General features: G+C 38.0%; 17 protein-coding genes and 1 pseudogene. 6 read left to right on the top strand and 12 right to left on the bottom strand.

Translation table 11 applies throughout. From position 1 onward, the window contains the following. Positions 1 to 80 precede the first annotated feature (80 nt). On the bottom strand, positions 81 to 671 hold the full coding sequence (locus PluTT01m_RS22240) for an alpha-hydroxy-acid oxidizing protein (RefSeq protein ID WP_082303141.1): 591 nt from the start codon (positions 669 to 671) through the stop codon (positions 81 to 83). A 117-nt stretch (positions 672 to 788) separates the two neighbouring features. Between PluTT01m_RS22240 and PluTT01m_RS22235 the strand changes: the two genes are divergently transcribed. Then, complete coding sequence (locus PluTT01m_RS22235) at positions 789 to 1673, top strand: IS982-like element ISPlu6 family transposase (RefSeq protein WP_011144786.1); 885 nt, start codon at positions 789 to 791, stop codon at positions 1671 to 1673. 12 nt (positions 1674 to 1685) lie between these two features. On the opposite strand, the gene PluTT01m_RS22230 is transcribed toward PluTT01m_RS22235, so the two are convergent. From PluTT01m_RS22230 to PluTT01m_RS22200, 8 genes are all read right to left on the bottom strand, one after another. Next, complete coding sequence (locus PluTT01m_RS22230) at positions 1686 to 2108, bottom strand: beta/alpha barrel domain-containing protein (protein ID WP_049789804.1); 423 nt, start codon at positions 2106 to 2108, stop codon at positions 1686 to 1688. Positions 2109 to 2130: 22 nt separating this feature from the next. After that, a complete protein-coding gene (locus PluTT01m_RS22225; protein ID WP_011148430.1) occupies positions 2131 to 3033 on the bottom strand; it encodes a polyprenyl synthetase family protein in 903 nt (300 codons plus the stop codon). Positions 3034 to 3267: 234 nt separating this feature from the next. Next, positions 3268 to 4740 (bottom strand): carotenoid oxygenase family protein, encoded by a 1473-nt coding sequence (locus tag PluTT01m_RS22220; protein ID WP_011148429.1) that lies wholly within the window; start codon positions 4738 to 4740, stop codon positions 3268 to 3270. Between the two features lie 359 nt (positions 4741 to 5099). Then, a complete protein-coding gene (locus PluTT01m_RS22215; protein WP_011148427.1) occupies positions 5100 to 5429 on the bottom strand; it encodes a hypothetical protein in 330 nt (109 codons plus the stop codon). A gap of 911 nt (positions 5430 to 6340) precedes the next feature. Further along, a complete protein-coding gene (gene fghA, locus PluTT01m_RS22210; protein WP_011148426.1) occupies positions 6341 to 7189 on the bottom strand; it encodes an S-formylglutathione hydrolase in 849 nt (282 codons plus the stop codon). Positions 7190 to 7311: 122 nt separating this feature from the next. Next, the gene (locus PluTT01m_RS22205; RefSeq protein ID WP_011148425.1) at positions 7312 to 8421 is read right to left on the bottom strand and encodes an S-(hydroxymethyl)glutathione dehydrogenase/class III alcohol dehydrogenase; all 1110 of its coding nucleotides are present in this window, start codon (positions 8419 to 8421) and stop codon (positions 7312 to 7314) included. 328 nt (positions 8422 to 8749) lie between these two features. Beyond that, positions 8750 to 8893, bottom strand: coding sequence for a hypothetical protein (locus PluTT01m_RS27050; protein ID WP_157866911.1), 144 nt, complete (start codon positions 8891 to 8893; stop codon positions 8750 to 8752). A gap of 35 nt (positions 8894 to 8928) precedes the next feature. After that, positions 8929 to 9234, bottom strand: a complete 306-nt coding sequence (locus PluTT01m_RS22200) for a hypothetical protein (RefSeq protein ID WP_011148423.1) — start codon at positions 9232 to 9234, stop codon at positions 8929 to 8931. A 791-nt stretch (positions 9235 to 10025) separates the two neighbouring features. On the opposite strand from PluTT01m_RS22200, the gene PluTT01m_RS22190 reads away from it, so the two are divergent. The 5 genes from PluTT01m_RS22190 to PluTT01m_RS22165 all read left to right on the top strand — a co-directional run bounded on the left by PluTT01m_RS22190 (position 10026) and on the right by PluTT01m_RS22165 (position 17232). Continuing rightward, positions 10026 to 11234 carry an ABC-three component system protein gene (locus tag PluTT01m_RS22190; RefSeq protein ID WP_011148421.1) on the top strand — a complete coding sequence of 403 codons (1209 nt, stop codon included), beginning with the start codon at positions 10026 to 10028 and terminating at the stop codon, positions 11232 to 11234. Between the two features lie 2 nt (positions 11235 to 11236). Continuing rightward, entirely contained in the window at positions 11237 to 11719 is a 483-nt protein-coding gene (locus tag PluTT01m_RS22185) for a three component ABC system middle component (protein WP_011148420.1), read from the top strand. 2 nt (positions 11720 to 11721) lie between these two features. Further along, positions 11722 to 13707 (top strand): DUF3732 domain-containing protein, encoded by a 1986-nt coding sequence (locus PluTT01m_RS22180; protein WP_011148419.1) that lies wholly within the window; start codon positions 11722 to 11724, stop codon positions 13705 to 13707. 197 nt (positions 13708 to 13904) lie between these two features. Beyond that, the gene (locus PluTT01m_RS22175) at positions 13905 to 14777 is read left to right on the top strand and encodes a phosphorothioated DNA-binding restriction endonuclease (RefSeq protein WP_011148418.1); all 873 of its coding nucleotides are present in this window, start codon (positions 13905 to 13907) and stop codon (positions 14775 to 14777) included. An 829-nt stretch (positions 14778 to 15606) separates the two neighbouring features. Continuing rightward, positions 15607 to 17232 (top strand): SIR2 family NAD-dependent protein deacylase, encoded by a 1626-nt coding sequence (locus PluTT01m_RS22165; protein ID WP_011148417.1) that lies wholly within the window; start codon positions 15607 to 15609, stop codon positions 17230 to 17232. A 91-nt stretch (positions 17233 to 17323) separates the two neighbouring features. Here PluTT01m_RS22165 and PluTT01m_RS22160 read toward each other — a convergent pair. The 3 genes and pseudogenes from PluTT01m_RS22160 to PluTT01m_RS22150 form a co-directional block, all read right to left on the bottom strand. Further along, positions 17324 to 17599: pseudogene (locus PluTT01m_RS22160) on the bottom strand (helix-turn-helix domain-containing protein). Positions 17600 to 18003: 404 nt separating this feature from the next. Next, the gene (locus PluTT01m_RS22155; RefSeq protein ID WP_011148415.1) at positions 18004 to 21120 is read right to left on the bottom strand and encodes a type I restriction endonuclease subunit R; all 3117 of its coding nucleotides are present in this window, start codon (positions 21118 to 21120) and stop codon (positions 18004 to 18006) included. A gap of 25 nt (positions 21121 to 21145) precedes the next feature. Then, positions 21146 to 22300 (bottom strand): AAA family ATPase, encoded by a 1155-nt coding sequence (locus PluTT01m_RS22150; protein ID WP_011148414.1) that lies wholly within the window; start codon positions 22298 to 22300, stop codon positions 21146 to 21148. Position 22301: the final 1 nt, after the last annotated feature.

Genomic DNA, 22301 nt, shown 5'->3' with positions numbered 1-22301 from the left:
ACCTCATCAAGAGTCATATACATCACGGAAATTCGTGTTTGTTGAAAGAGATTAAAGATATTCAGTCATAGCGGAAAGACTCATGTTGGTAGCAAAACAGCTGTACGCAGCGCAGCAATATCGGCGCTCCCTGTGCAAAAGCAGGCGACTTTTATCTGCTCAATAATTAATTGGAAATGTTCTATAACTGCATCTGTGGAGAGGGCTGCACTATGTATGACGGCAGCGGCTTGGCCGACCAATTGTGCCCCCATGCAATAAGCTTTGGCGGCATCAACACCATTTCTGATACCGCCAGAGGCGATCAGTGGCATATTTGGAAGTGCCTCGCGTATTTCACGCAGTGCTGTCGCGGTCGGAATTCCCCAGTCAGCAAATGCCATGGCCAATGCGCGGTGATACGGTGTGGATGCTCGTTCTGCTTCAATCGCTGCCCAACTGGTTCCCCCAGCCCCGGCTATATCCAGCATACTGACGCCAGCTTCTGCCAATTGGCGTGCGACAGGAAGCGATAAGCCTGAACCTACTTCTTTAACAATTATAGGAACCCCAAGTTTTGTTACGAGTTGTTCAATAGCATATAGAATATGGCACCAGTTACGGTCTCCTCCCTGTTGCAGCGCCTCCTGTAGCGGATTCAGATGGATAATTAGAGCATCGGCTTCAATCATCTGTACTGCTCGCAGAGCATAATTAACCCGAATTCTGGATAAGAAATTGACGAGAAGCCTGTTCCAGGAGCAAAGTTTTGGTGTGCACCAAAAACAGCTCCGAGGGGGGAACAGGCTATGGACAACTTAGTTGAAATTTTCTGTGATGTCGATGATTTTTGCCGTTTTTTCATCCCTCAATGGGAACAATTTTGTCTCGATAGCGGGCATCGTTTACGCCGCCGACAAGGTCATATGTATCCCAGTGAAATCATGACCATTTTGATCCTTTTTCATATGTCGCATTACCGTGATTTTAAACATTTTTATCTAGAACATATTTGGAAATATCACCATAAGGATTTTCCAACCTTGCTTAGCTATCCTCGTTTTGTCAGTGTGGCTCCTTCCGTTTTGGTGCCATTATGCAGCTATCTGACTCAATTAAAAGGGAAACCCACAGGCATTGCTTTTATTGATTCCACCCGTTTGAGTGTCTGCCATAACATTCGCATCCCTCGACATAAGGTCTTTGCGGGGATAGCAAAGCGCGGAAAAAATTCAATGGGCTGGTTTTACGGTTTCAAATTACACCTGGTTGTCAATCATCAGGGTGAAATTCTCGCGCTTAAAGTGACTCCGGGTAATGTGGATGATCGGGAACCTGTTCGTGAATTATCAAAAGAATTAACGGGTTCTCTTTACGGTGACAAAGGTTACCTCAGCCAGGAATTGGCGGACGATTTAGCTAAAACCGATGTCACTTTCATCACGAAAAAACGGCGTAACATGAAAGCGAGTATGCAAGCTGAGTGGGATAAGATAATGTTAAAAAAGCGTTTTATCATTGAAACGATTAATGGGCAATTAAAAACTCTTTCTCAAATAGAGCATTCCCGCCACCGAAGTATAAAAGGCTTTCTGTTGTGCGTTTTAGGTGGATTGATTGCTTACTGCCTTAAATTGAAGAAGCCATCACTGAAAGTTTTCTACTCAGAAGACGATTTTTCAATGACGGATTAAGCAGAATTCGGGTTAATTAAACCCGCGCTCGCCACGAATTTGGGCTGCCCCGAGATTAGCGAAAAGGAGAATATCAGGAGCTATCTGGCGTAGTGAGCGACTAAGCCCATCGTTTGCTTCATTTTCAAGAGCAACACGTTGCGACCCGACTCCCATTGAAATGCCCAGTACTTGAGCTGCCTCTGCAAGATGATGATTAATCGCATGAGCACGATGAACCCCTCCAGTCATAGAGCTTATGAGCAGTGGTGCCTGCAAAATTTTTCCAAAGAGGGAACACTTAAGATCTATACTGTCTAGATCCAATTCTGGCAGAGCACAATGCTGAAATCGCCACTCAGCAAACCCCGTACTTACTTGGGACTCCGTTTGAGGAGGACGGAATATAATATCCAGATGCTCATTCTTGCGCTGAGTGTGATCGATCTTTTTCATTTTTTTCGGGCCAAGGTTGAAATTAATTAAACATCGCAATATTTTTATCAAACCAGTGTCGTATAAAATATCGTGAAGCTAAATTTCTGCGATACACTATTGCCAAATATTTATCAATGTATCTGATGTGCCTGCGTAATTGTTTATGCACTTTAGATTTTCCGAGCAGCGTAACCATTGTTAACTTTTCCTTATCCTGATACATATCTTTCCCTGTATTATTCAGGTCATCGCTCAAGTCATCCAGTAATTGAAACGCTTGCCCCAGATGTTGTGATACATGACGCAATGCCTGGCGAATTATATCAGGTGCATTCACAGCAATTGCCGCTAACTGAAATGTTGTGTCGAAAAGCAAACCCGTTTTTAAATCGTTGGTGGTAGCAATGGCATGATAATTACCAGCACATAATGTATTGTTCAGATCGCGAAACTGCCCTTGGACAAGACCGTTTAAACCCACTGTATGGGAAAGTATGGCGACAGCAGCAGATTTATCGTATTCAGAAAGGTTTGTTTCTACAATGAGGCCAAAAGCCCGGCTCAGCAAGGCTACAGCCGCTAGGATCGCTACACTTTCACCATACTGCCGATGAATAGCCGGGCGTCCGCGCCGATACTCCGCATTATCCATACAGGGAAGATCGTCTAAAATTAATGAGGCGGCATGCACTATTTCAATTGCAGATGCCAGCTGTAGAAAGTCAGTCTTCCAGGGGTTTTCTCCAAGATCCAGGACTATGAGTAGCAATAAGAGGGGGCGGATACGTTTTCCAGACACCAGTGTACTTTCTCGCATGGCTGCGCAGACTTTATCATCTGGGGCTCCTGAAGGAAGTACCAGTTCTAGGTGTTGTTGTAGTGCACTCTGTAGCTCCAGTAATGTCTCTTCGTAATTCATAGCTCGTGCAGTACTGACGTTCATAAATATTTCCCGAATCACGTAAATAATTTCACTAAGCCATTTGAAAAACAATGATAAGCTTATATTACAATAGGCTTCAGGCTTATATACCCGTTATACCCGTCATCTTTCAAGTTGCCTCTTTGTTGGCTGCACTCGCTCACCCCGGTCACATCGTTATCTATGCTCCCGGGGATTCACTCCCTTGCCGTCGCGATCCATCTTGAAATCTTTAGGGTATATATCCGTCATCTTTCAAGTTGCTTCTTTGCCGTCGCGATGCATCTTGAAATCCATAGGGTATAGCATAACTTCATTTATCCAGCAGTGATGCATTCCCATTGGAATATGGTGCGGCAAACGTAATCTGCACACCATTGAGAGATCATCAGCATTTAAAACTACGATATCTGTACAGTGCAATTTTTCGACATAAACCTTAAAAATAAGCCAACCATCATCTTCTTTAACAGCACCCGGTTTGGCTACAAAAACAGGTTCTTCCGGCAAATCATTATCAAAACTGTGGCTTAATACACTCTTATCAAAACAATCAAATTTAATTATTGATCTCCCTTCACTGTCAGAATCCTCCCAGCAAACGAACCAGGCATATCTGTGCTGTCTACCACAGACTGTAGGGTTTATGGCTGGGAAATCAGTATTCCCCCTGAATAAAATTTCTTTATCAACATTCCCGGATGCTGTGCATAAAGTAAAACGACAAAGTTCTGAACTATTATTTTTAAATATATTCTGTGTAAATACTGGGAATGACCGCCAAAATGAGGCGTCGAAAATCACATTCCCATCGGCATCTTCATAACCATTTGCAAAATGAAAAATAAATCCAGGAACTGCATCATAGAATTTCACATCATGGCATTTTCTTGAAACTAAAAGAACCCGGCCATCTTCACTTTCACGTGAATTCATGGATGCAATGATGCTTTCATTGCCAATTACATTGCTCAACTTAAGATTTATATGCGGCCCACCTAAAAAAAATAAAAAGTAATTTTTTGTCACTATGAAATCGTGAATTAAATACCTTTTCTTAAGCGAAATTTTGCGTATAACCATCATATCGCCGGCACTGTCTATTTTGTATAGCGTTAACTTAGATCCAATACCATATGTCACACCAAATCCATATAAATTATCATCATTTGGTATTTTTTTAGGATGTGCTGTAAATGGTACTTCACGAAGGTTAAGTTTGGGAAGGAAAGAAAATCGTGCTTTTAGCTTTCCAGAAAAGTCATATTTTGAAATTGTCTCAAGAGTTACCGGATTAATTAAATGTGGCATCCCTCCTTCCCACAACGCCAGAAGCTTATGAGAATGATATACAATATTTGTATTTGCCGGATTTTTAATAATAAAAAATCTCATCCTGAGTTTTAGTTTTTTGGGGACGGTTCCAACCGAGCGATACAGTAACCTTTGAGCTTCTTCCTCTTTTAAGTATTCCTTTGTTAACACATGTCTGTTTCTATAGAATATCCCATTATCACTGAACGTTACTTTAAATATCATTCCATCCCCATCAAATGGATGATTATAATATTCGTCTCCCCTATGCAGGCGACCGGGACCAATTCTAAAGAAAGTACCTTTTAACTCTGAAGGAGCCTCTCCCTCAATAGGAACTAATTTTGAATCAAGTTCCTCCAGCTGAGATTGAAAGGGATTAATATGGTTTTTCGATAATACAACGTCGCTCAAGCCTTCACCTCTATATTTCCAACCGAATAATAGGTAATGATTTAATACCGGAGCTCTATAAGAAGATATAACTATACTAAAATAACAGTACTTTATTGAAGATGAACAGAACTATTTTTTTCCAAAGGGATTTTTGTAACTGAAATCACGAAGAAGAATTTTTCTATAACTATAAACAGTAACACACCTTTGATGTGATGGCGTACATGTAGAAGGGTGACTGAAACATTAGGAGCAACGCCAGATAAACGTGTACTCAGGCTTGGAACGTGAGAGAGTGCAAGCATGAACTGTCCCCCAAATGTTGGACTTCAATCCGTACATAGGGGGACAATTTAAATATGGTGGGTTTGTATGTATTACGAGATATCAATCAAACCAAGATCATTGCTTAATGTCGTACCACTGATATTGTAGCTGGCAAGTACTTGACTTCCTTTTTTGTATAAAAAAGCTTTACGGGCTTCATTATCATTTCCCCATACTACAAATACATGCATAAAAACTGTTGAGCCATCAGGAACGCCAAGATCGCCAGGGTCAACAGTATCTGTTAATCCAAGAGTAATATTATTACCTTGCTGACTTAAATGCTTTTCACCGTCGCCATCCATATAACTAAATTGGATTCTAGCAACGAATCCACCTGAGTTTTTAAGACTCATCTTGCCAATTTCTTGCAATGTCATTACAGTCTCCTTTTGAGAAAAAACTAATAACATTTAGCTATTCAAATAAGTAAGTCGTCTAAGATGTGTTAAATAAAAAATAAATCTTAACGAGTGGAATAAATAACACATTAAAACCACTAGGACAAATAATTGTTATGTGTGTTTTATAAAAAACAAAAATTATTTTAACAAGTACCAGAATAAGTAATTTTCTTTCATTAGATATGTAATATGGTTCCTATTTTTTCTTTATAACACAATAAAATGAGATATTTATTTTTATACAAAATGACTTTATTGTTTTGATTAGTAATGATTTCAATTTATAATGTTTTTTTATAATAGTAATTGCAACATCATGACGCTGTGAATAAATGATTTCGTATTTATTTAATGAATTATTAGATATTTTTCCATCTTGATTTTTTCTCAGTCGATTATTTCATTAGTTTATGACAATAATTTGTCTCTTAATGCTTAATTAAAATCTATATATTTTTATAAATAAGTGAAAATGACTTTATCTAATACTATAAGATAATTTTTTTGATTTAAAAATAATTCATTAAGTGTTTAGTATCCCAATGTCTGACGTTGGCGATTATTCAGTTTATTCATAAAGAATCTTATGTTCCATTTTGTCGCCGATGAAAAGTCTGTTTCCTAATATCTTCTGCCCTTTTAAGTTGTTCAAGTAACTCTTCATAAAGTTGTTGCAGGGGGTTGATGGGATGCCGCTGGAGAACTCACTTCAAATCAGCGGCCTACTCTACAGGATTGACCCAAAGTAAATAGAGTAAAAAATTTCTTTAATACCTTATTAACGTAGGTTTTTTTGTCTGAATTTGTATCAAATCGACTAAATGACCACCCGTGTATTGGTTTAGTCATCCTTTTATCGTAAAAATATTAATGGATTCGTATGTAATTTATTGATTATCAATACAAATCTCCTTCAATACATTGGCATGATATGCGATATGTTCACCGATAAAACTGGAGACGAAATAGTAGCTATGATCATAACCAGTGCGCAGGTTCAGTGTGTAGGGATGTCCTGTGTTTTCGCATACATCCTTCAGCAGTTCAGGACGTAGTTGCTCTTCAAGAAACGGATCATCGGTACCGATGTCAATTAACATATGCAATGGCTCGGCGTTATTAGCCAGCAGCTCGATTGTGTCATAGGCTTTCCATGTGTCACGATCTTCGCCCAGATAAGCGCGAAAAGCTTTTTCTCCCCAAGGAACTTGAGAAGGAGCAACAATCGGTGAAAAGGCCGATACGCTGTGGTAACGATCTGGATTGCGTAGTGCGATCATCAGTGCGCCGTGGCCTCCCATCGAATGACCACTAATGGCCCGAGCGGTTGTTACCGGAAAGTGTGCTTCAATCAGTATTGGTAGCTCTGACACCACATAATCATACATACGGTAGTGCGGCGCCCAAGGATTTTGTGTTGCGTTGAGGTAAAAACTGGCTCCCTGACCTAAATCATAGGCGTCATCATCTGCAACTTTCTCACCACGAGGGCTGGTATCTGGGGCAACGAGAATAATACCCTGTTCGGCAGCGTAGCGTTGAGCGCCTGATTTTGTGATGAAATTCTGCTCATTACATGTTAGACCTGAGAGCCAATACAGCACCGGTAATTTCTGATGTTCAGCCTGAGGAGGAAGGTAGACAGCAAAATTCATGGTGCAGTCAAGCACGGTCGATTCATGCTGATAAACATCCTGCCATCCCCCAAAACAAGTGTGGCGTTCAATCCTCTCCATTCTTTTTCCTCTGTAAAACCTACCTACAGGTTTACTCATTTGACGGTAAACCTAGGGTTATCGTTTCCTGTTTTATTAAAAACCGCCTGTCACAGCACGGTTTTTAACTCCCGTAAAACAGCTTAGTAATGGATGACTGTGCGAATGGATTTTCCCTCATGCATTAGATCGAATGCTTCATTAATGCGTTCGAGCGGCAAGGTGTGAGTAACAAAAGGTTTTAACTCAATTTCACCTTTCATTGCCTCTTCCACCATTTTAGGCAACTGACTGCGGCCTTTAACACCACCAAAGGCGGTGCCTCGCCATGAACGACCGGTGACCAGTTGGAATGGTCGGGTTGATATTTCCTGTCCTGCACCGGCCACACCAATAATCACTGATTGCCCCCAGCCACGGTGTGCGCTTTCGAGCGCAGCACGCATCACATTGACATTACCAATACATTCGAAGGTATGATCCACTCCCCATTCCGTCATCTCGATAATGACTTGCTGAATAGGTTTGTCATAATCATTTGGGTTCAGGCAGTCGGTTGCACCGAACTGCCTTGCCAGCTCAAATTTTGCCGGATTTGTATCGATGGCAATGATCTTGCCTGCTTTTGCCTGACGAGCGCCCTGGATAACGGCAAGGCCAATGCCGCCGAGCCCAAAGACGGCAACGGAATCACCGGACTGTACTTTAGCGGTATTATGCACTGCACCGATGCCGGTAGTGACACCGCAGCCTAGCAGGCACACTTCTTCATGATTTGCTTCCGGGTTGATTTTTGCCAGTGATACTTCGGCTACGACTGTATATTCGCTGAATGTGGAGCATCCCATATAATGATAAATAGGCTGCCCTTTGTAGGAAAAACGGGTTGTGCCGTCCGGCATTACACCTTTTCCTTGAGTTGTCCGTACGGCCACACACAGATTGGTTTTTCCTGATTTGCAGAACAAGCACTCTCCGCATTCTGCGGTATAAAGAGGGATAACGTGGTCACCGGGTTTGACGCTAGTGACGCCTTCACCAACCTCAACGACTACGCCAGCGCCTTCATGCCCGAGTATGACAGGAAAAACGCCCTCTGGATCATCCCCTGACAGGGTGAAGGCATCCGTATGACACACACCGGTATGACTGATTTTGACCAGCACTTCACCGGCTTGGGGCGGGGCTACATCGATTTCAACGACTTCAAGGGGACGGCCCGGTCCGAATGCAACAGCAGCTCTTGATTTCATAAGCTCTCCTTTTGAATAGACAGTGCTACGCGTTTGCGAATATATACCCGTCATCTTTCAAGCTGCCTCTTTGTTGGCTGCACTCACTCACCCCGGTCACATAGTTACCTATGCTCCCGGGGATTCGCTCCCTTGCCGTCGCGATGCAACTTGAAATCCCTTGGGTATAGATTAATAAAGTCAATCGGGTTATCAGCGAAGATATCTTTGTAATAGTTTGTTAAGAATATGATTTCGCCTCTGTAGAAATGGTACAAAAATTTTAACATTAATACATGTTTTTAAAATAGCGTACTAGAGATAATTGGGAAACTATGATTTGTCATGGTCACAGATGTCCTTTCAGGAAAAGGCGGGTTGTGGAGAAATAACCTAACTTTGCACCAACCATTGCGAGTTCCATAATATCCAACATAGTTCTACTGGCTGGTAAAGTATCGGTTAAGTAATGAGATTCTTGGGAGTTATTCACTGAACAAGCCCTCATAAATAGAGGACCTATATGTATTACGCAACATCGATCAAGCCGAGATTATTATTTAATGTTGTACCACTGATAACATAACTCGCAGTCGATTGACTTCCTTTTTTGTATAAAAAAGTTTGACGAGCTTCATTATCATTTCCCCATACTACAGACACATGCATAAAAATCATCGCTCCATCAGGAACACCAAGATCGCCTGGGTCAGTAGTTTTTGTTGCGCCAAGATTAATATCATTACCTTTATTACTTAAATATTTTTCACCGTCGCTATCCATATAACTAAATTGGATTCTAGTACTACAGCCGTAGATACCAGAAAGTTGCATTTCCCTTGATACTCACAACTCTGAGAAACCGCATGAATTAAGCTTTTCTATGAGTGTCTTTTCTATTGAGAGAAGTAAGTACGGCTGTAGTATTAGGACCCATGCTTATTTTCGCTAACATATTGGCACATATTGTTGTGCCAGCTCATCACTGGTACTGGAAGCTGGCAGAGTCGGAGAACAATCACAGAATACTGAAATCATTTATGGCTATTGACACTAATGGTCATTACCACATAACTGAAGATATACCCGTCATCTTTCAAGTTGCCTCTTTGTTGGCTGTACTCACTTACTCCGGTCACATAGTTATCTATGCTCCCGAGGATTCACCCCCTTGCCGCCGCGATGCATTTTGAAATCCATTGGGTATATTATGAAATATAAAGGCAGAATTTACTTCGGTTATCTACGTTATTCCCACTCCTCCAAGTTTACGTGATGGGAGATGCCTCAGAAATTACTTCTGGTTCGAGTGCTGCCATTGACATTAAAGTTATAACATTACTACCTACGTTGATGAGTATGTCTGTAAGAAGATAATATCAGACCTGACAGAGCCAAAATCGGTGATAAGTTGGTTATATGTACCAGTAGTAGTGGATGCTAAAGTCTACTGCAGGAGATATCTATGACCAACCTAGGAAACATATTAACAATAATGTATTGCATGTTGTATTAATCTGAGTTTGAATATCTTTCTGATTGTGGTGAGGTTTAGTTTTTGTCCATCCACATAAGTTAAGTAAGTAGTTTTTCAATGGCTTTTGTACAGAATGTGAAATAAGCTAATGATTACCCAAGATGCTAGTTCAAAACTTATCGGTTTCCTGTATCAGTTCGAGCGTGCCTTATATCGCATATTCTCAAGTGAACATAATTCTGTTGTATTTGGGATAGAAACAGTAGATGATGTGGTAGAGGAGGCTATATTAGCTAGTGGATTACCAAGCATTACTTTCGAACAGGATAAACATAGTTTAGATACCAGAGCTCAGCCTTATCAGGACAGTAGCAAGAATTTGTGGCATACCTTGCATATCTGGCTGGATGCTATGAAAGTAACCCGTGAAAGATATGACGAAGTTACCTATTGTTTAGTCACGAACCGAATTATTGATAAAAAAAATCTTGTAGTATTTCTTTCTGAAGCGAAAAGTGAAGAGCAGATTAATACTGCTTTAGCAATGTTAAAAGAACAGGCGAAAAAAATTACGGGGAAAGTTAAATCTATTGCAGAGGAAGTGTTAACTTATTCTGATGAAGAGTTAATATTCCTGATTAAAAATATAGAACTTCTTGATAGTCATGGAACGGCTTCTGGTATTTCCCCAAAGGAAGCTACAATTCAGTTACTACATTTACCATCTGAAGTAAAGGAACATGGAGATAATATCTATCAGACGTTGTTTGGATTTATGATCGACAAATGTAATACTGCTTGGAAAGTTAAACAACCTGTCGAGCTGACTAAAGAACCTTTTGCTAATCTCTTGAATTCTGAAATAAGTCTAATTAAACGTAAAAACTTTACTGAGCAACCTTTTTTCCAAACCGCTTTCAAAAATTATCTTAAGCAAGATAATGCAGAGCATTTATTTATCAAACAACTTCAACATATTGATATAAGTACAACGATGTGTAATCGAGCATTAGAGCACTATTGGGCATTTTATGCTGAAAGGGTCAGATTACAACAGGCAGGTGAAATTCCTCTTTCAGCATGGCGAGCCCGTGATGATGTACTTTATAATCGTTGGTTACAAATTAAAGATTGCATTGAACTTGGACTGGAATCAGAAGGAAATAGCCAAAAATTGAATATGTTGAAGAAAATTTATACTGATACAACGGATCCCAATTATACGGCTTCACTGGCTGGTCAACGAACTGAGAACCTTTATTTTACGACAGGAAATTACCACGATTTAGCCAATTCCCCTTCAAAGGAAACATTTATACACTGGCATAATGATTTCCTGAAGATTAAGGAGAAATAATTATGATTTATAAAGATAGCAATATAATTAATAACAGTTCACTCGCCTGTTTTCTGCTTGTCTATTTTGTAGAACAATATGAGAGCTGTTCTGTGAATGATGATCATCCTGATTTAATGAAACTATTACTTGTACTTCCTATTGTATGGCATAAAGTCAGTCGGGAATCAATCAAAAAAAAGAAAAGAACAACACCTCTAATTGCCGTAGTACAGGAATCACTTTTGATTAAATCTAACTTAGCGCAACGTGTTTCAGAATATGCAGGAGCCTCCATTCAGGGGCTGAATTTAGCTGTTTCCTCTGGTTTGCTAATGCGATTGATTGAACACGGTGAAACGCGGTTTGCAACAAACTTCTCAAAATGGCCGGGAGGAATAAATAAGTTGCTTCCTAAAGAAATGGTTCAAACCATAACACGATTGGCAAACTGGTTTTCTTGTGTAGATACACCTTCCATTTATCGTCTTCTTCTGGGTAACTAATTATGAAATTCACTATTGATGCATTAATACTTTGGCCTGTTAATCCCAATAATAATCTTCGGGTAATCCCCTTTAAAAGCGATAAAATAAATATAGTTCATGGGATTAGCGGCACAGGAAAATCATCAATTATATCAATAATTGATTATTGTCTTGGAGCAAGCAAGTGTGCTATTCCTGTAGGTATTATTCGAGAGTCTGTTATGTGGTTTGCGATTAAAGCTAATATTCGAGGGTATAAATATCTTATAGCAAGGAAAACACCCAGTAAAAGATCGGTTAGCAATGAGTACCATCTTTCCCCTTATCCTGAAGAACTTCCTTTGACTCTTACTTCAACTCATTCAGATGCTGTTTTTAAAAATAAATTTAATCAACTTGTTAATCTGACTGATCTCCCTCTGTCTGAAAATAACGAAAAAACTGGATTTGATGGAAGAGCTTCCTACAGAGATATGGCTGCTTTTAATTACTTGCCACAACATATTGTGGCTAATCCATATACTCTATTTTTTAAAGCCGACTCTTACCAGAATAAAGAAAGACTAAAAAGGGTAATGCCGTTTGCATTAGGCATTATTGATCGTCAATATATGATTAGAGAGAAAGAGCGTATAGATATACAGAAGCAGCGAGATTCACTATATAAACAGCAAGAGGTAAACAAAAAAGCGTTGTCAAGTTGGGCTTTTGATGTTGATCGCCTATGGAAGGCATGTGTGGAATTGGGGTTATTATCAGAAACAGAAAATCAGGATACTGATGCTAAAGTAAAATCATTAAATTACATTAATGATATATATACTGAAGGGCGTATCGGTGATCTATTGGGTACTCCTAATTATGAGTATACCAATAGGCGTTTAAAAGCACTTGTTGCTCAAGGAGAGGAGATCCAACAGCATATTGATACATTACGGATCCAAATCAGAAACTATGAGCAACTATTTTCCAGAGGTCAAGGTTTTACACAGGCAATACAGAAAGAAAAAGAGCATATTGTTGGATTTGACTGGCTTAAGAATAATTTGTCTCCAGGAGGTGAATGTATCGCATGTGGATCAAAAACAAATATATTATCAACAGTTGTTGATAATCTTGAAAAACAAATTTCCCGGATTAACTCTATCTCCGAGGTTCTTTTTGAAAACCCCATAGCAGATAAAGAAATTGATAAATTAAAAAAAGAATTACGAATTCAGCAAGATAAACTTCAAAAAATCCGCAAGGAAAAATTTAATCTAGAAAAAATAGATAAATCTACCAACAATTCCATGAATAAAGTATATGTTTTAATTGGGCGTATCCAAGAAACATTATCATCACTTAAAAAAGTAAATAACACTGATGATATAAGTGAGAAAATAAAAGAATTAGATGATCAATTCAATGAAATAGAGAAATTCTTTTTTCAGTCTAATAAAAGCAGAACAGAATATATTGTTTACCAAGAGATAAATTCACTTATAGAAAAGTATGCTGATAATTTTAGGCTTGAACGTCGAGGCAATATTAAACTTGACAAAAATGAGTTAACATTATGTTTTAATGTAGATAATGATAGAAGAAATGAATTTTTATGGGAAGTCGGCAGTGGAGCTAATTGGATGGGATATCATTTATCTGTCTTTTTAGCTTTGCATGAATTTCTATCTCATAAAGATCGTACTCGTCTTCCTCCGTTTAGCTTTTTAGTGATTGATCAGCCTAGTCAAGTTTATTTCCCTAGTGCTGCTTCCGGAGATAATATATTAGATGTAATGGCAGAAGATGAAAGTCTCCAGATAACCAGACAAAATGATGTTGTCGCTACACGGAGAATTTTTGAAATGTTGGCAGTCGCAATTGAAGAAAATAACTATTTTTTTCAAGTAATAGTGCTTGAGCATGCTGATGAATCAATATGGGGGCAAGTAAAAAATACATGTGAAGCCGCGTGCTGGAAGGATGAAGGAGATGGCTTGATACCTCGCTCTTGGAGTTTGTAATATAATCTACTCTAGGATTTTTCTGAGTAAGAGCAAAGGATATCTAACTTTAATGTTAGATATCCCAGACTGCTGACAAACCTAGTTTAATATAACCGGGTTTGTTGGCAGTATGAATACTCAGCATCAACTAAGTATTGAACTTATTCACTTTTGCGAGCATGATCGCAGTTCATTCACCAGTTTAGCTAATAGTTATGACTTCACTCGCAGCACTGCAAACAGCGATATCAAAACTCACCGTCTGGCGTAAAGGCGATCAACGCGCACCACATAAGCCATTACTGCTATTGTATGTGTTGTCTGAGTACAAAAAAGGTCATGGGCAATTGTTTAAATACGGTGATGAAATCCATCAACCACTATTACAATTACTCACTGATTTTGGCCCCAGCCGCAAAGAACACTATCCTTCAATGCCTTTCTGGCGTTTACGGAGAGATGGCTTTTGGGAACTGAAAAATGCAGAACATTGCACACCACGTCGGGGAAGCAAGGAACCGCCAAAACGAGAGCTGATTGAGTATCAGGTTGCCGGAGGTTTTGATTCAGACAGTTTCCAGTTACTGCGCCGTCAGCCTGCGCTTGTTGATGAACTGGCACAACAGATCCTCAATGAACATTTCCCTGAAAGCGTTCAGGTAAGTCTGGTTGAGCGACTAGGTTTTGATATTAACAAGAGGTTAAATAGCCGTGATCCACGTTTTCGTGATGTGGTTTTACGCGCTTATCACTACCGCTGCGCCGTTTGTGGCTATGATTTACGTCTGGATGGCTCTCTGGTCGGTCTGGAAGCCGCCCACATCAAATGGAAACAGTTTGGTGGCCCTTGCCTTGTGGAGAACGGTTTGGCACTTTGCACACTTCATCATTCCGCTTTTGATAGAGGTGCAATCGGCATAGACGAGAATCTGAAGATTAAAATTTCTGATGGGGTCAATCGTAGTCCGGTTGTTGAGCAATTGTTCTGGGCCAGAGATGGCGAAAGCCTTTATCTTCCGCGTAATCGTCAGTACTATCCGGCAGATAGATTTATTGAATGGCATCAGACTCAGGTGTTTAAGACATAGATAAAGTCGATTTGTGTTGCAGGTATTAACCGTCTAGGTATTTTGATGTTTAGATGGTTATATCATGCGCTTTTCTCCAAATCTCTCACATTATCTCTCCCGCCCTTTTCCATCCCATCTGAATAACTCCATACCACTGTAATATCAATCCAAATCGTATGAGTTTGTCTCGATATATGAACAGGACTTTACTCCAAAGTTACCGACATGGTGGTCTTTTCGGAGCTAAAGAACGCATAAAATGGGAGATGATACATCACATTATTTTCGCCGTACCCAAAAGCAGAAAACGTCATATTGAAATCTACGAAAGCTTGTCAATCCCCAAGATAAAACTCATGTCAGTGAAAGAAATTAATCAGCAATATAAAGAATGGGGGCTTTCTTATTATTTAAATCGATGAGAAAGGTAAGCTACAGTAATATTGCATAAAAATAATCATTGAACTATATCTTGCATTTGATTCTTTCTTATTCAGAGTAGTTCATTACCCACTCTTTATTAGAGTTTTGGTTATCCTTGGATAAACTCATATATGTGTCTGCCATATAAAAGAGGTTGTCAAACTTTGTGCTGATAGTATCATTATGGTATTACTTTCTCTGAGTCAATATATTGCACCTTAAAATAACAAATTGTTACTATGTAACAGGAATTTATTTCATAAATTAATAATCATCATTATTATAACATTGGTTTATTTTTTAATCGCCAACATATCTCACAAATTAAGTAAGCTCTGATCAAAATATTAGAAAAAGTGATTTAATATGTTTTACTATATGCAGTATACCAGTGGTCCGCTGATCTTTATGAAAAGGGCTTAAAATGTCTGACTCTATTTTTAACTTTAAAAATTATCCAATAGTATTTATTGGATCTGGAATGTCTAAAAGATACTTGGAAAATTCTCCAACATGGCCTGAGTTGCTGGAAGAATACTGGAATAAAATTGATAACAATGGTCAAGGTTTTTATAATTACTTATCGGAAATAAAGGATAAATATAAAGAAGAACAAAATGACTCTGATTTAAATCATAAAGTATATTCGGACGCAGCAACTTACATTGAAAAAAAATTCAAGGAATTATTTAATTCAGGGAAAATATCATTAGAAGGATTAACATCAAAAAGAGTTTTTGACGAGGATATATCACCATTTAAATATTCTTTATGTCAAAGATTCAAGCAAGATAAATTAAGACAAAATATTAAAAAAGATGAATTTGAATCATTTAAGAAGTTTTTAAAAAATGCAAAAATGATTATTACAACAAATTATGATTCATTTATTGAAACACTTTTGTCAGAACAAAATGTTGAACCTAAAATGTATATTGGCAATGAAGGTTTTTTTGATGATACTATTGGATGGAGTGAGTTATATAAAATACACGGAGATATAGAATTACCTAATTCAATAGTAATTAATAGTTATGATTATGAAAGATATGATGATAAATCTATACTGATTAGCGCAAAAATATTGTCAAGCATGATAAAAAGCTCGATAATTTTTATTGGATATTCATTAACAGATAGAAATGTAAAAAAACTACTGACTGATTTTTCTTCACAACTTCCGAAAGAAGACAAAAGAAAATCTGCTGAAAGAATTATTCTGATTGAGTTCAAAAAAGATGAAATGGATATTATAAAAACGCATAGAACAGATGATAAATCACAAATAACGTATACATCTATAGAAACAGATAATTATAAAAAGATATATGATGAAATAAGTAATATAGATGAAGGGTTGCCGCCATATGATATTCTTAGATATCAAAGGGTAATAAAGCAACTTATACTAGAAGAAGGGGAGAAAGGAAATCTAGGTAGTCTATTAGTCACACCTTCTGATTTGGATGAATTAGAGAAACATGCCAATTCTGGTAAAAATTTAGTTGTTGCCTTAGGTGATAAACAACTTGTTTATATTAGAGTAAAAGAAATGGAATATTTAGAAGATTATATCTTTGATAAAAGTGAAATACCAAATAAATCAGCTATTGAATTTCTTATCGATTGTCCTCCTCATGCCAGAACTCCTTTCTCAAAGTTAATAAAATCTTGTGATTTCCATAATATAAAAATATCAAAAAAAGAAATGAAAAAAATAGAAACAAGAATAAATATGCATGGAAAAATAGATAACTTAGTTAAATCTGTTAATCTGGATAAAAAATACTCAAGTATTGGGTTTAGATCAATTGAAGATATCAAAGCCGAGAACTTATTAAAAAACAAAGAATTATTGGTTATAATAAAGAACATAAAATCAATAAGTAAAGATGAATTAAGGAAATATATCCAAGAAGAAGCCTTTCCATTATTTAAAATAAATGGAAAGGATGATCATTTAAAATCAAACTTAAGAAAGTTATTTTTAGCTTTTGATTTATTAACATATGGAGATGTAAGTTTAGATTTGCTAAATAAAGGTGACTAAGCTTCTCTTAACTAAAAGAAAAGCTCTAAATAAAAATTAGTGGGGTGCTTAGTACCCCCACAAAAAAATATCCATTTAAATCGAGCCTCTTCTAGTTGAATACTTTTCTAGCCTTTCGCTCAATAAGTTGACCGTACATATCAAAATACCGACTAGGCCAAATTCCAGGGGGATGAATTTCGAGATAGTTAGCAATAATCCATTCGCCTTTAGGTCAAGGCCGACTGAGCGTATTGGCTAATGATGAACTGAGTCCCGCTTCACGAAAAACAGTCGCTAAGGTTGTTCCACGCTTACGTAATGCAGCAATTATATCCGCTTGATGCCAGCCATTTCTAACATTATTTATTCCTGTTATCCCTTCCATTAATTAATATTGATGGTGGCGATTCAGACAGTGTTCGTGGACAGGGTAATTATGACCGGCAAGGCTAAGCCTTTCCTGCCTGAATCACCATTGCAAGCGATGGGATCTTTGTAGTAACAGGTTAATACGTTATCGATTAGATTTGTCGGGGCCAGCTTTTGTTTGATGGTAAAAATAGCTTCATAAAAATTCACAATAATTACAGTCTGTTGTGGTGTCTAAAACTATTAAGACGCATCAATTTGTGAGCCGAGGAAAGGTGAGATAATGATACAAATGGAAGAGGGAAAAATAGCGTATTAACCATCTAAACGTCAAGGTGTTTAGATGGTTGGTAAGTGGCTTATAATAGCGAATAGTAGATCGACTGGACCCTGTAAATAATTCTGTATATTAGCTCACACCTATATTTGCCCACCTACTCCCTTAAACTTCTCAACAAATGCAGCAATTTTCTGGAAAACAGCCTGCTTTTTCGTTCTGTATTCCGGGTTAAGTGGACTTAACTTAGGTAGAGTGGAATTGAGCTCTGTGCCGTTTTCACTTGCATATTCTCGTTTTAATGATGCTGTAATATAGCGCTTAGCCGCATCTTCATTTAATTTCTCCGAGCTAATTAACTCTTCTGCTTCACGTTTTTGTTCAGCTTGAGCAAATTTGAAAAATTCATCAATAATACTGGCCTTGTCGATAATTTCGTCCAAGTTAGTTTGATTAATGAAATCAACAATTAGACTTTCTTTTGCTCGATTGCCAAGGCTGGAACGAATTAAACGGCGAACTTCATCAATTAACTCTGCCTTATTTTTATTCTTTTTATTGTTTTCAAAAATCAACTCAAGAATGTAATCTAGATTAATTTCCTGCGATTTGAGCAAGTCCACTTCAAAGACGACATCATCCCAGTCAATAGTAGATTTATCTTTCTCGTTAGACGACTTTTCACGGCGTAACCAATCACGCGTATCATTATAGGTTGAGCGATAATCTTGAATAGTACGCTCAGTTGGCATCTCAATCGCTTGCATCGCGGCGATATCTTCATCACTCAGGTAGTATTTAGCCTTAAATGCCTCAACAGCCTCCGGATTACTAATATCTACATGTTGTAGAGCCTTTAATCCTGCAAATTCATCATAGTTTTGCAGTACATTCTCCGCACGTAAATATTCACCAAATAGTTTGGCAAAGTCCTTTTTATCTTGTTCTTTAACAATATCATCAGGATTAGGAAAGCGTCTTTGTAGCTCTGTCACTACCTCTAAAAATCCGCGACGTGCTTCGCCGGTGATTAAATCGGTAAAGCCTTCCATGTATTCTTTATAGCTTTTTTCCAGCACTATGTTTTTGGTGTTTTTATCACCAAATAAAGTGATAGCCTCAACCGTAGTCTGTTCTAAATCACGGAAGGTGACGATATTGCCAAAGGTCTTCGTGGCGTCATAAATACGGTTAGTACGTGAAAAAGCTTGCATTAGGCCGTGGTAACGCAGATTTTTATCGACAAATAAAGTATTCAATGTCGGCGCATCAAATCCTGTTAAGAACATGCCAACAACAATCAGTAAATCTACTTCTTGATTTTTCACTCGCTTAGCGAGGTCTTTATAGTAGTTTTGGAAACCTTTACTATCTACACCAAAATTCATTTTGAACGCTGCATTATAATCATCAATGGCTGCGCTTAAAAATTCTTTGGCACTGCTGTCCATTGCGGTGAGCTCAAAACTTTCATCAATAAGCTCACCAATAGCATCTTGCTCTTCATTAGCGGCGAAAGAGAAGATAGTGGCAATATTAAGCGGTTTTTTATTTGCTTTATTTTCTTCAGTCTCTTTTTGTAAATGCTTGAACGCTTCATAATAAGCTTTGGCGGCATCCACGCTACTGACAGCAAACATGGCATTAAACCCCTTGCCACCGGCTTGGAGACGATGTGTTTTTTGCCTGAAGTTATTTAAAATATACTGGGAAATTGCACGAATACGAACAGGATGTAAAAAAGCTTGCTTGTTTTCTGCCGCTGTTAACTTTTTCTCGTCTTGTTCGGTTTCAATGGACTTAAACTGTGGTCTTACATCGTTATAATCAACTTTAAACTTCAATACTTTTTCATCACGAATGGCATCGGTAATCACATACGAATGTAATTCTCGGCCAAATACACTACTGGTGGTGTCTGCTCCTAAAGCATTTTGCGGGAAAATTGGCGTGCCCGTAAAACCAAATTGATAATACTTTTTAAATTTCTTCTTTAGGTTTTTTTGTGCTTCACCAAACTGGCTGCGGTGTGCCTCATCAAAAATAAACACTACTTGCTTATTGTATATTGGTAAATCGCTTTCACTTTTTATTAAGTTATTAAATTTCTGAATGGTAGTAACAATAATTTTATTGTCATCTTTTTCAATATTCCGTTTTAGCCCTGCGGTACTCTCCGAACCATTAACACTGTCAGGTGAAAAACGTTGATATTCTTTCATGGTCTGGTAATCCAGATCTTTACGATCGACCACAAAAAACACCTTATCGATAAAATCCAACTCAGTAGCCAAACGCGCCGCTTTGAAACTAGTTAAGGTTTTGCCTGACCCCGTGGTATGCCAAATGTAGCCACCACTTTCAGTATTACTCCAATTTTTAGCCTGATATGCACTTTTAATTTTCCACAAAATACGTTCAGTAGCCGCTATTTGATAGGGGCGCATCACTAATAAAGTATTGCTAACATCAAATACAGAATAATGAATTAACACATTCAGCAAGGTATTTTTCTGAAAAAATGTGGCTGTAAAATCTTTTAAGTCTTTAATCAGCGTATTATCAGATTTGGCCCAATTCATGGTGAAGTCAAAACTGTTTTTATCACGCTTGGTAGTATTGGCAAAATAGCGCGTGTCTGTACCGTTTGAAATCACAAAAAGCTGTAAGTATTTAAACAGCGAGTTTTCTGTATTAAAGCTTTCTTTACTATAACGATGCACTTGGTTAAAGGCTTCACGAATAGCAACTCCGCGCTTTTTAAGCTCAACTTGTACCAATGGCAGGCCATTAACCAAAATGGTTACATCGTATCGATTCGCTTGCGCCCCTGTTTGCTTGAATTGCTTAATGATTTGTACTTTATTACGGGCAATGTTTTTCTTATCCACGAGATAGATGTTCTCGATATGTCCATCATCAAAAACAAAGTCGTGGATATAATCGTTATGAATTTTACGAGTTTTATCTATGTTGTTATCGCTGGGCTTATCTAAGTATTGCTCAACAAATCGTTGCCACTCACTTTCTGAAAAATTAACATTATTCAGTATCTGCAGTTGCTCACGCACATTGGCCAGCATGTTTTGGGGCGTGTTTAAGCCAGAAACATATTCATAACCTTGGTTGACTAAATCGTCGATTAATTCCCGTTCTAAATCACCTTCGCTTTGGTAGGTTTCATTTAGCTGCAATTCCTTAGTGTATTTATCCAGTACGATAAAGTTATTTGATTCAGCAACAGTTTTGTATTCGTACATACTTCACCTATAAATTCGATTCACTCTAATTTTCTGCCTGTTGGAAGCGGTACATAGTGTTAATTTCATTAACCAGATAGCGCAAAACACGCTTGTCATCTTCCGTAAGCTCAGCGACCTCTTCACCTGCATGTTTTGAATGACTAGAGATATTAATAATCCTGGCTTCATAAGGGTTAGGTCTGCCATCACCGGTTTTTGGCAATAAATCACCCCACTTTTTATAGCCAAGAAAAGTAGAGGTTTTTTCTAATATATTTCTTAGAAAGTTGAAGTGATACTTGCTCAACTGACCGTTTTCAATGGCTTTTTCGAGTTCTGACTTCAGATAAAGATGATATGAAAATGGTGAATCATTCGGTTGGATTGCTAGCTGATATGTGCCATCTTCATGCTTTGTCAGCCTGTATTTCTCAAACCATTTCTTTTTATAGCTTTTATCATCACTGTTTAGCTCATTGTGTAGCACGTTATAGAAAAGAGGGTTATGCGTCGTGATGATGAATTTAACGCTAGACTCGTTAGATTTAATAAGTTTAGCAAGATGTACTGCCAGCTCAATCAAATGGTTTTCATCTAACGAGCTAACAGGATCATCAATAAAGACGTATTGCAATTGATTAAACTGATCTGTTTCTCGCTCACCGGGTTCAGCAACATTCAGCACGCTGATGACTTGCTCAATCAGTGTGTAAAATACGCTCCAGATAAAGTTGCTTTCTTCGCCTTTTGATATTTTAACATTTTCAGTTGGTGCTTCATTGCCACGTTCGAAAGAAAATGTAACTTCCGAACCATTTTCACTAAAATGTGGAGTTAATTTTTCATCCGTATAGTGTTGAAAGTTAGCAATGATATTTCGGTCTTGCCCCTGATCTTTCAGCACCCAATCTGTAAATGAATTCGGCTGGATTTTGAGTTTAGGCTCGGTATTCTCAGATAAGTCGTTATCCCAGTAAAACAAGTCTTCGGTAAAGGCGTTGTAATACAAAAAATTAGTACGGGTCAATGATAGTTCTTCATTATTGCCACCTTTATCATTATCATTTTTAGGCGTAATTAGCTGTTTAAATTCCCGTGAAAGCCGGGTTTTACCCGTACCATTAAAGGCATAGATCAGTTGTACTTTCTTGTTGGCATCTTTTAGCTGCTGGGCTATTCCCGTTAGCGTTTTGCTCATA

The sequence above is a fragment of the Photorhabdus laumondii subsp. laumondii genome (assembly GCF_003343245.1).
GTDB lineage: Bacteria > Pseudomonadota > Gammaproteobacteria > Enterobacterales > Enterobacteriaceae > Photorhabdus > Photorhabdus laumondii.
The sequence above is the reverse complement of the archived record's forward strand: the minus strand, read 5'-3'. Positions and strand labels throughout refer to the sequence as shown.

Coding starts and splice junctions, on each gene's coding strand:
- PluTT01m_RS22240 (WP_082303141.1), bottom strand. CDS start 671: ATGATTGAAGCCGATGCTCTAATTATCCATCTGAATCCGCTACAGGAG.
- PluTT01m_RS22175 (WP_011148418.1), top strand. CDS start 13,905: ATGACTTCACTCGCAGCACTGCAAACAGCGATATCAAAACTCACCGTC.
- PluTT01m_RS22180 (WP_011148419.1), top strand. CDS start 11,722: ATGAAATTCACTATTGATGCATTAATACTTTGGCCTGTTAATCCCAAT.
- PluTT01m_RS22225 (WP_011148430.1), bottom strand. CDS start 3,033: ATGAACGTCAGTACTGCACGAGCTATGAATTACGAAGAGACATTACTG.
- PluTT01m_RS22200 (WP_011148423.1), bottom strand. CDS start 9,234: ATGCAACTTTCTGGTATCTACGGCTGTAGTACTAGAATCCAATTTAGT.
- PluTT01m_RS22150 (WP_011148414.1), bottom strand. CDS start 22,300: ATGAGCAAAACGCTAACGGGAATAGCCCAGCAGCTAAAAGATGCCAAC.
- PluTT01m_RS22165 (WP_011148417.1), top strand. CDS start 15,607: ATGTCTGACTCTATTTTTAACTTTAAAAATTATCCAATAGTATTTATT.
- PluTT01m_RS22230 (WP_049789804.1), bottom strand. CDS start 2,108: ATGAAAAAGATCGATCACACTCAGCGCAAGAATGAGCATCTGGATATT.
- PluTT01m_RS22190 (WP_011148421.1), top strand. CDS start 10,026: ATGATTACCCAAGATGCTAGTTCAAAACTTATCGGTTTCCTGTATCAG.
- PluTT01m_RS22215 (WP_011148427.1), bottom strand. CDS start 5,429: ATGACATTGCAAGAAATTGGCAAGATGAGTCTTAAAAACTCAGGTGGA.
- PluTT01m_RS22205 (WP_011148425.1), bottom strand. CDS start 8,421: ATGAAATCAAGAGCTGCTGTTGCATTCGGACCGGGCCGTCCCCTTGAA.
- PluTT01m_RS22185 (WP_011148420.1), top strand. CDS start 11,237: ATGATTTATAAAGATAGCAATATAATTAATAACAGTTCACTCGCCTGT.
- PluTT01m_RS22235 (WP_011144786.1), top strand. CDS start 789: ATGGACAACTTAGTTGAAATTTTCTGTGATGTCGATGATTTTTGCCGT.
- PluTT01m_RS22155 (WP_011148415.1), bottom strand. CDS start 21,120: ATGTACGAATACAAAACTGTTGCTGAATCAAATAACTTTATCGTACTG.
- fghA (WP_011148426.1), bottom strand. CDS start 7,189: ATGGAGAGGATTGAACGCCACACTTGTTTTGGGGGATGGCAGGATGTT.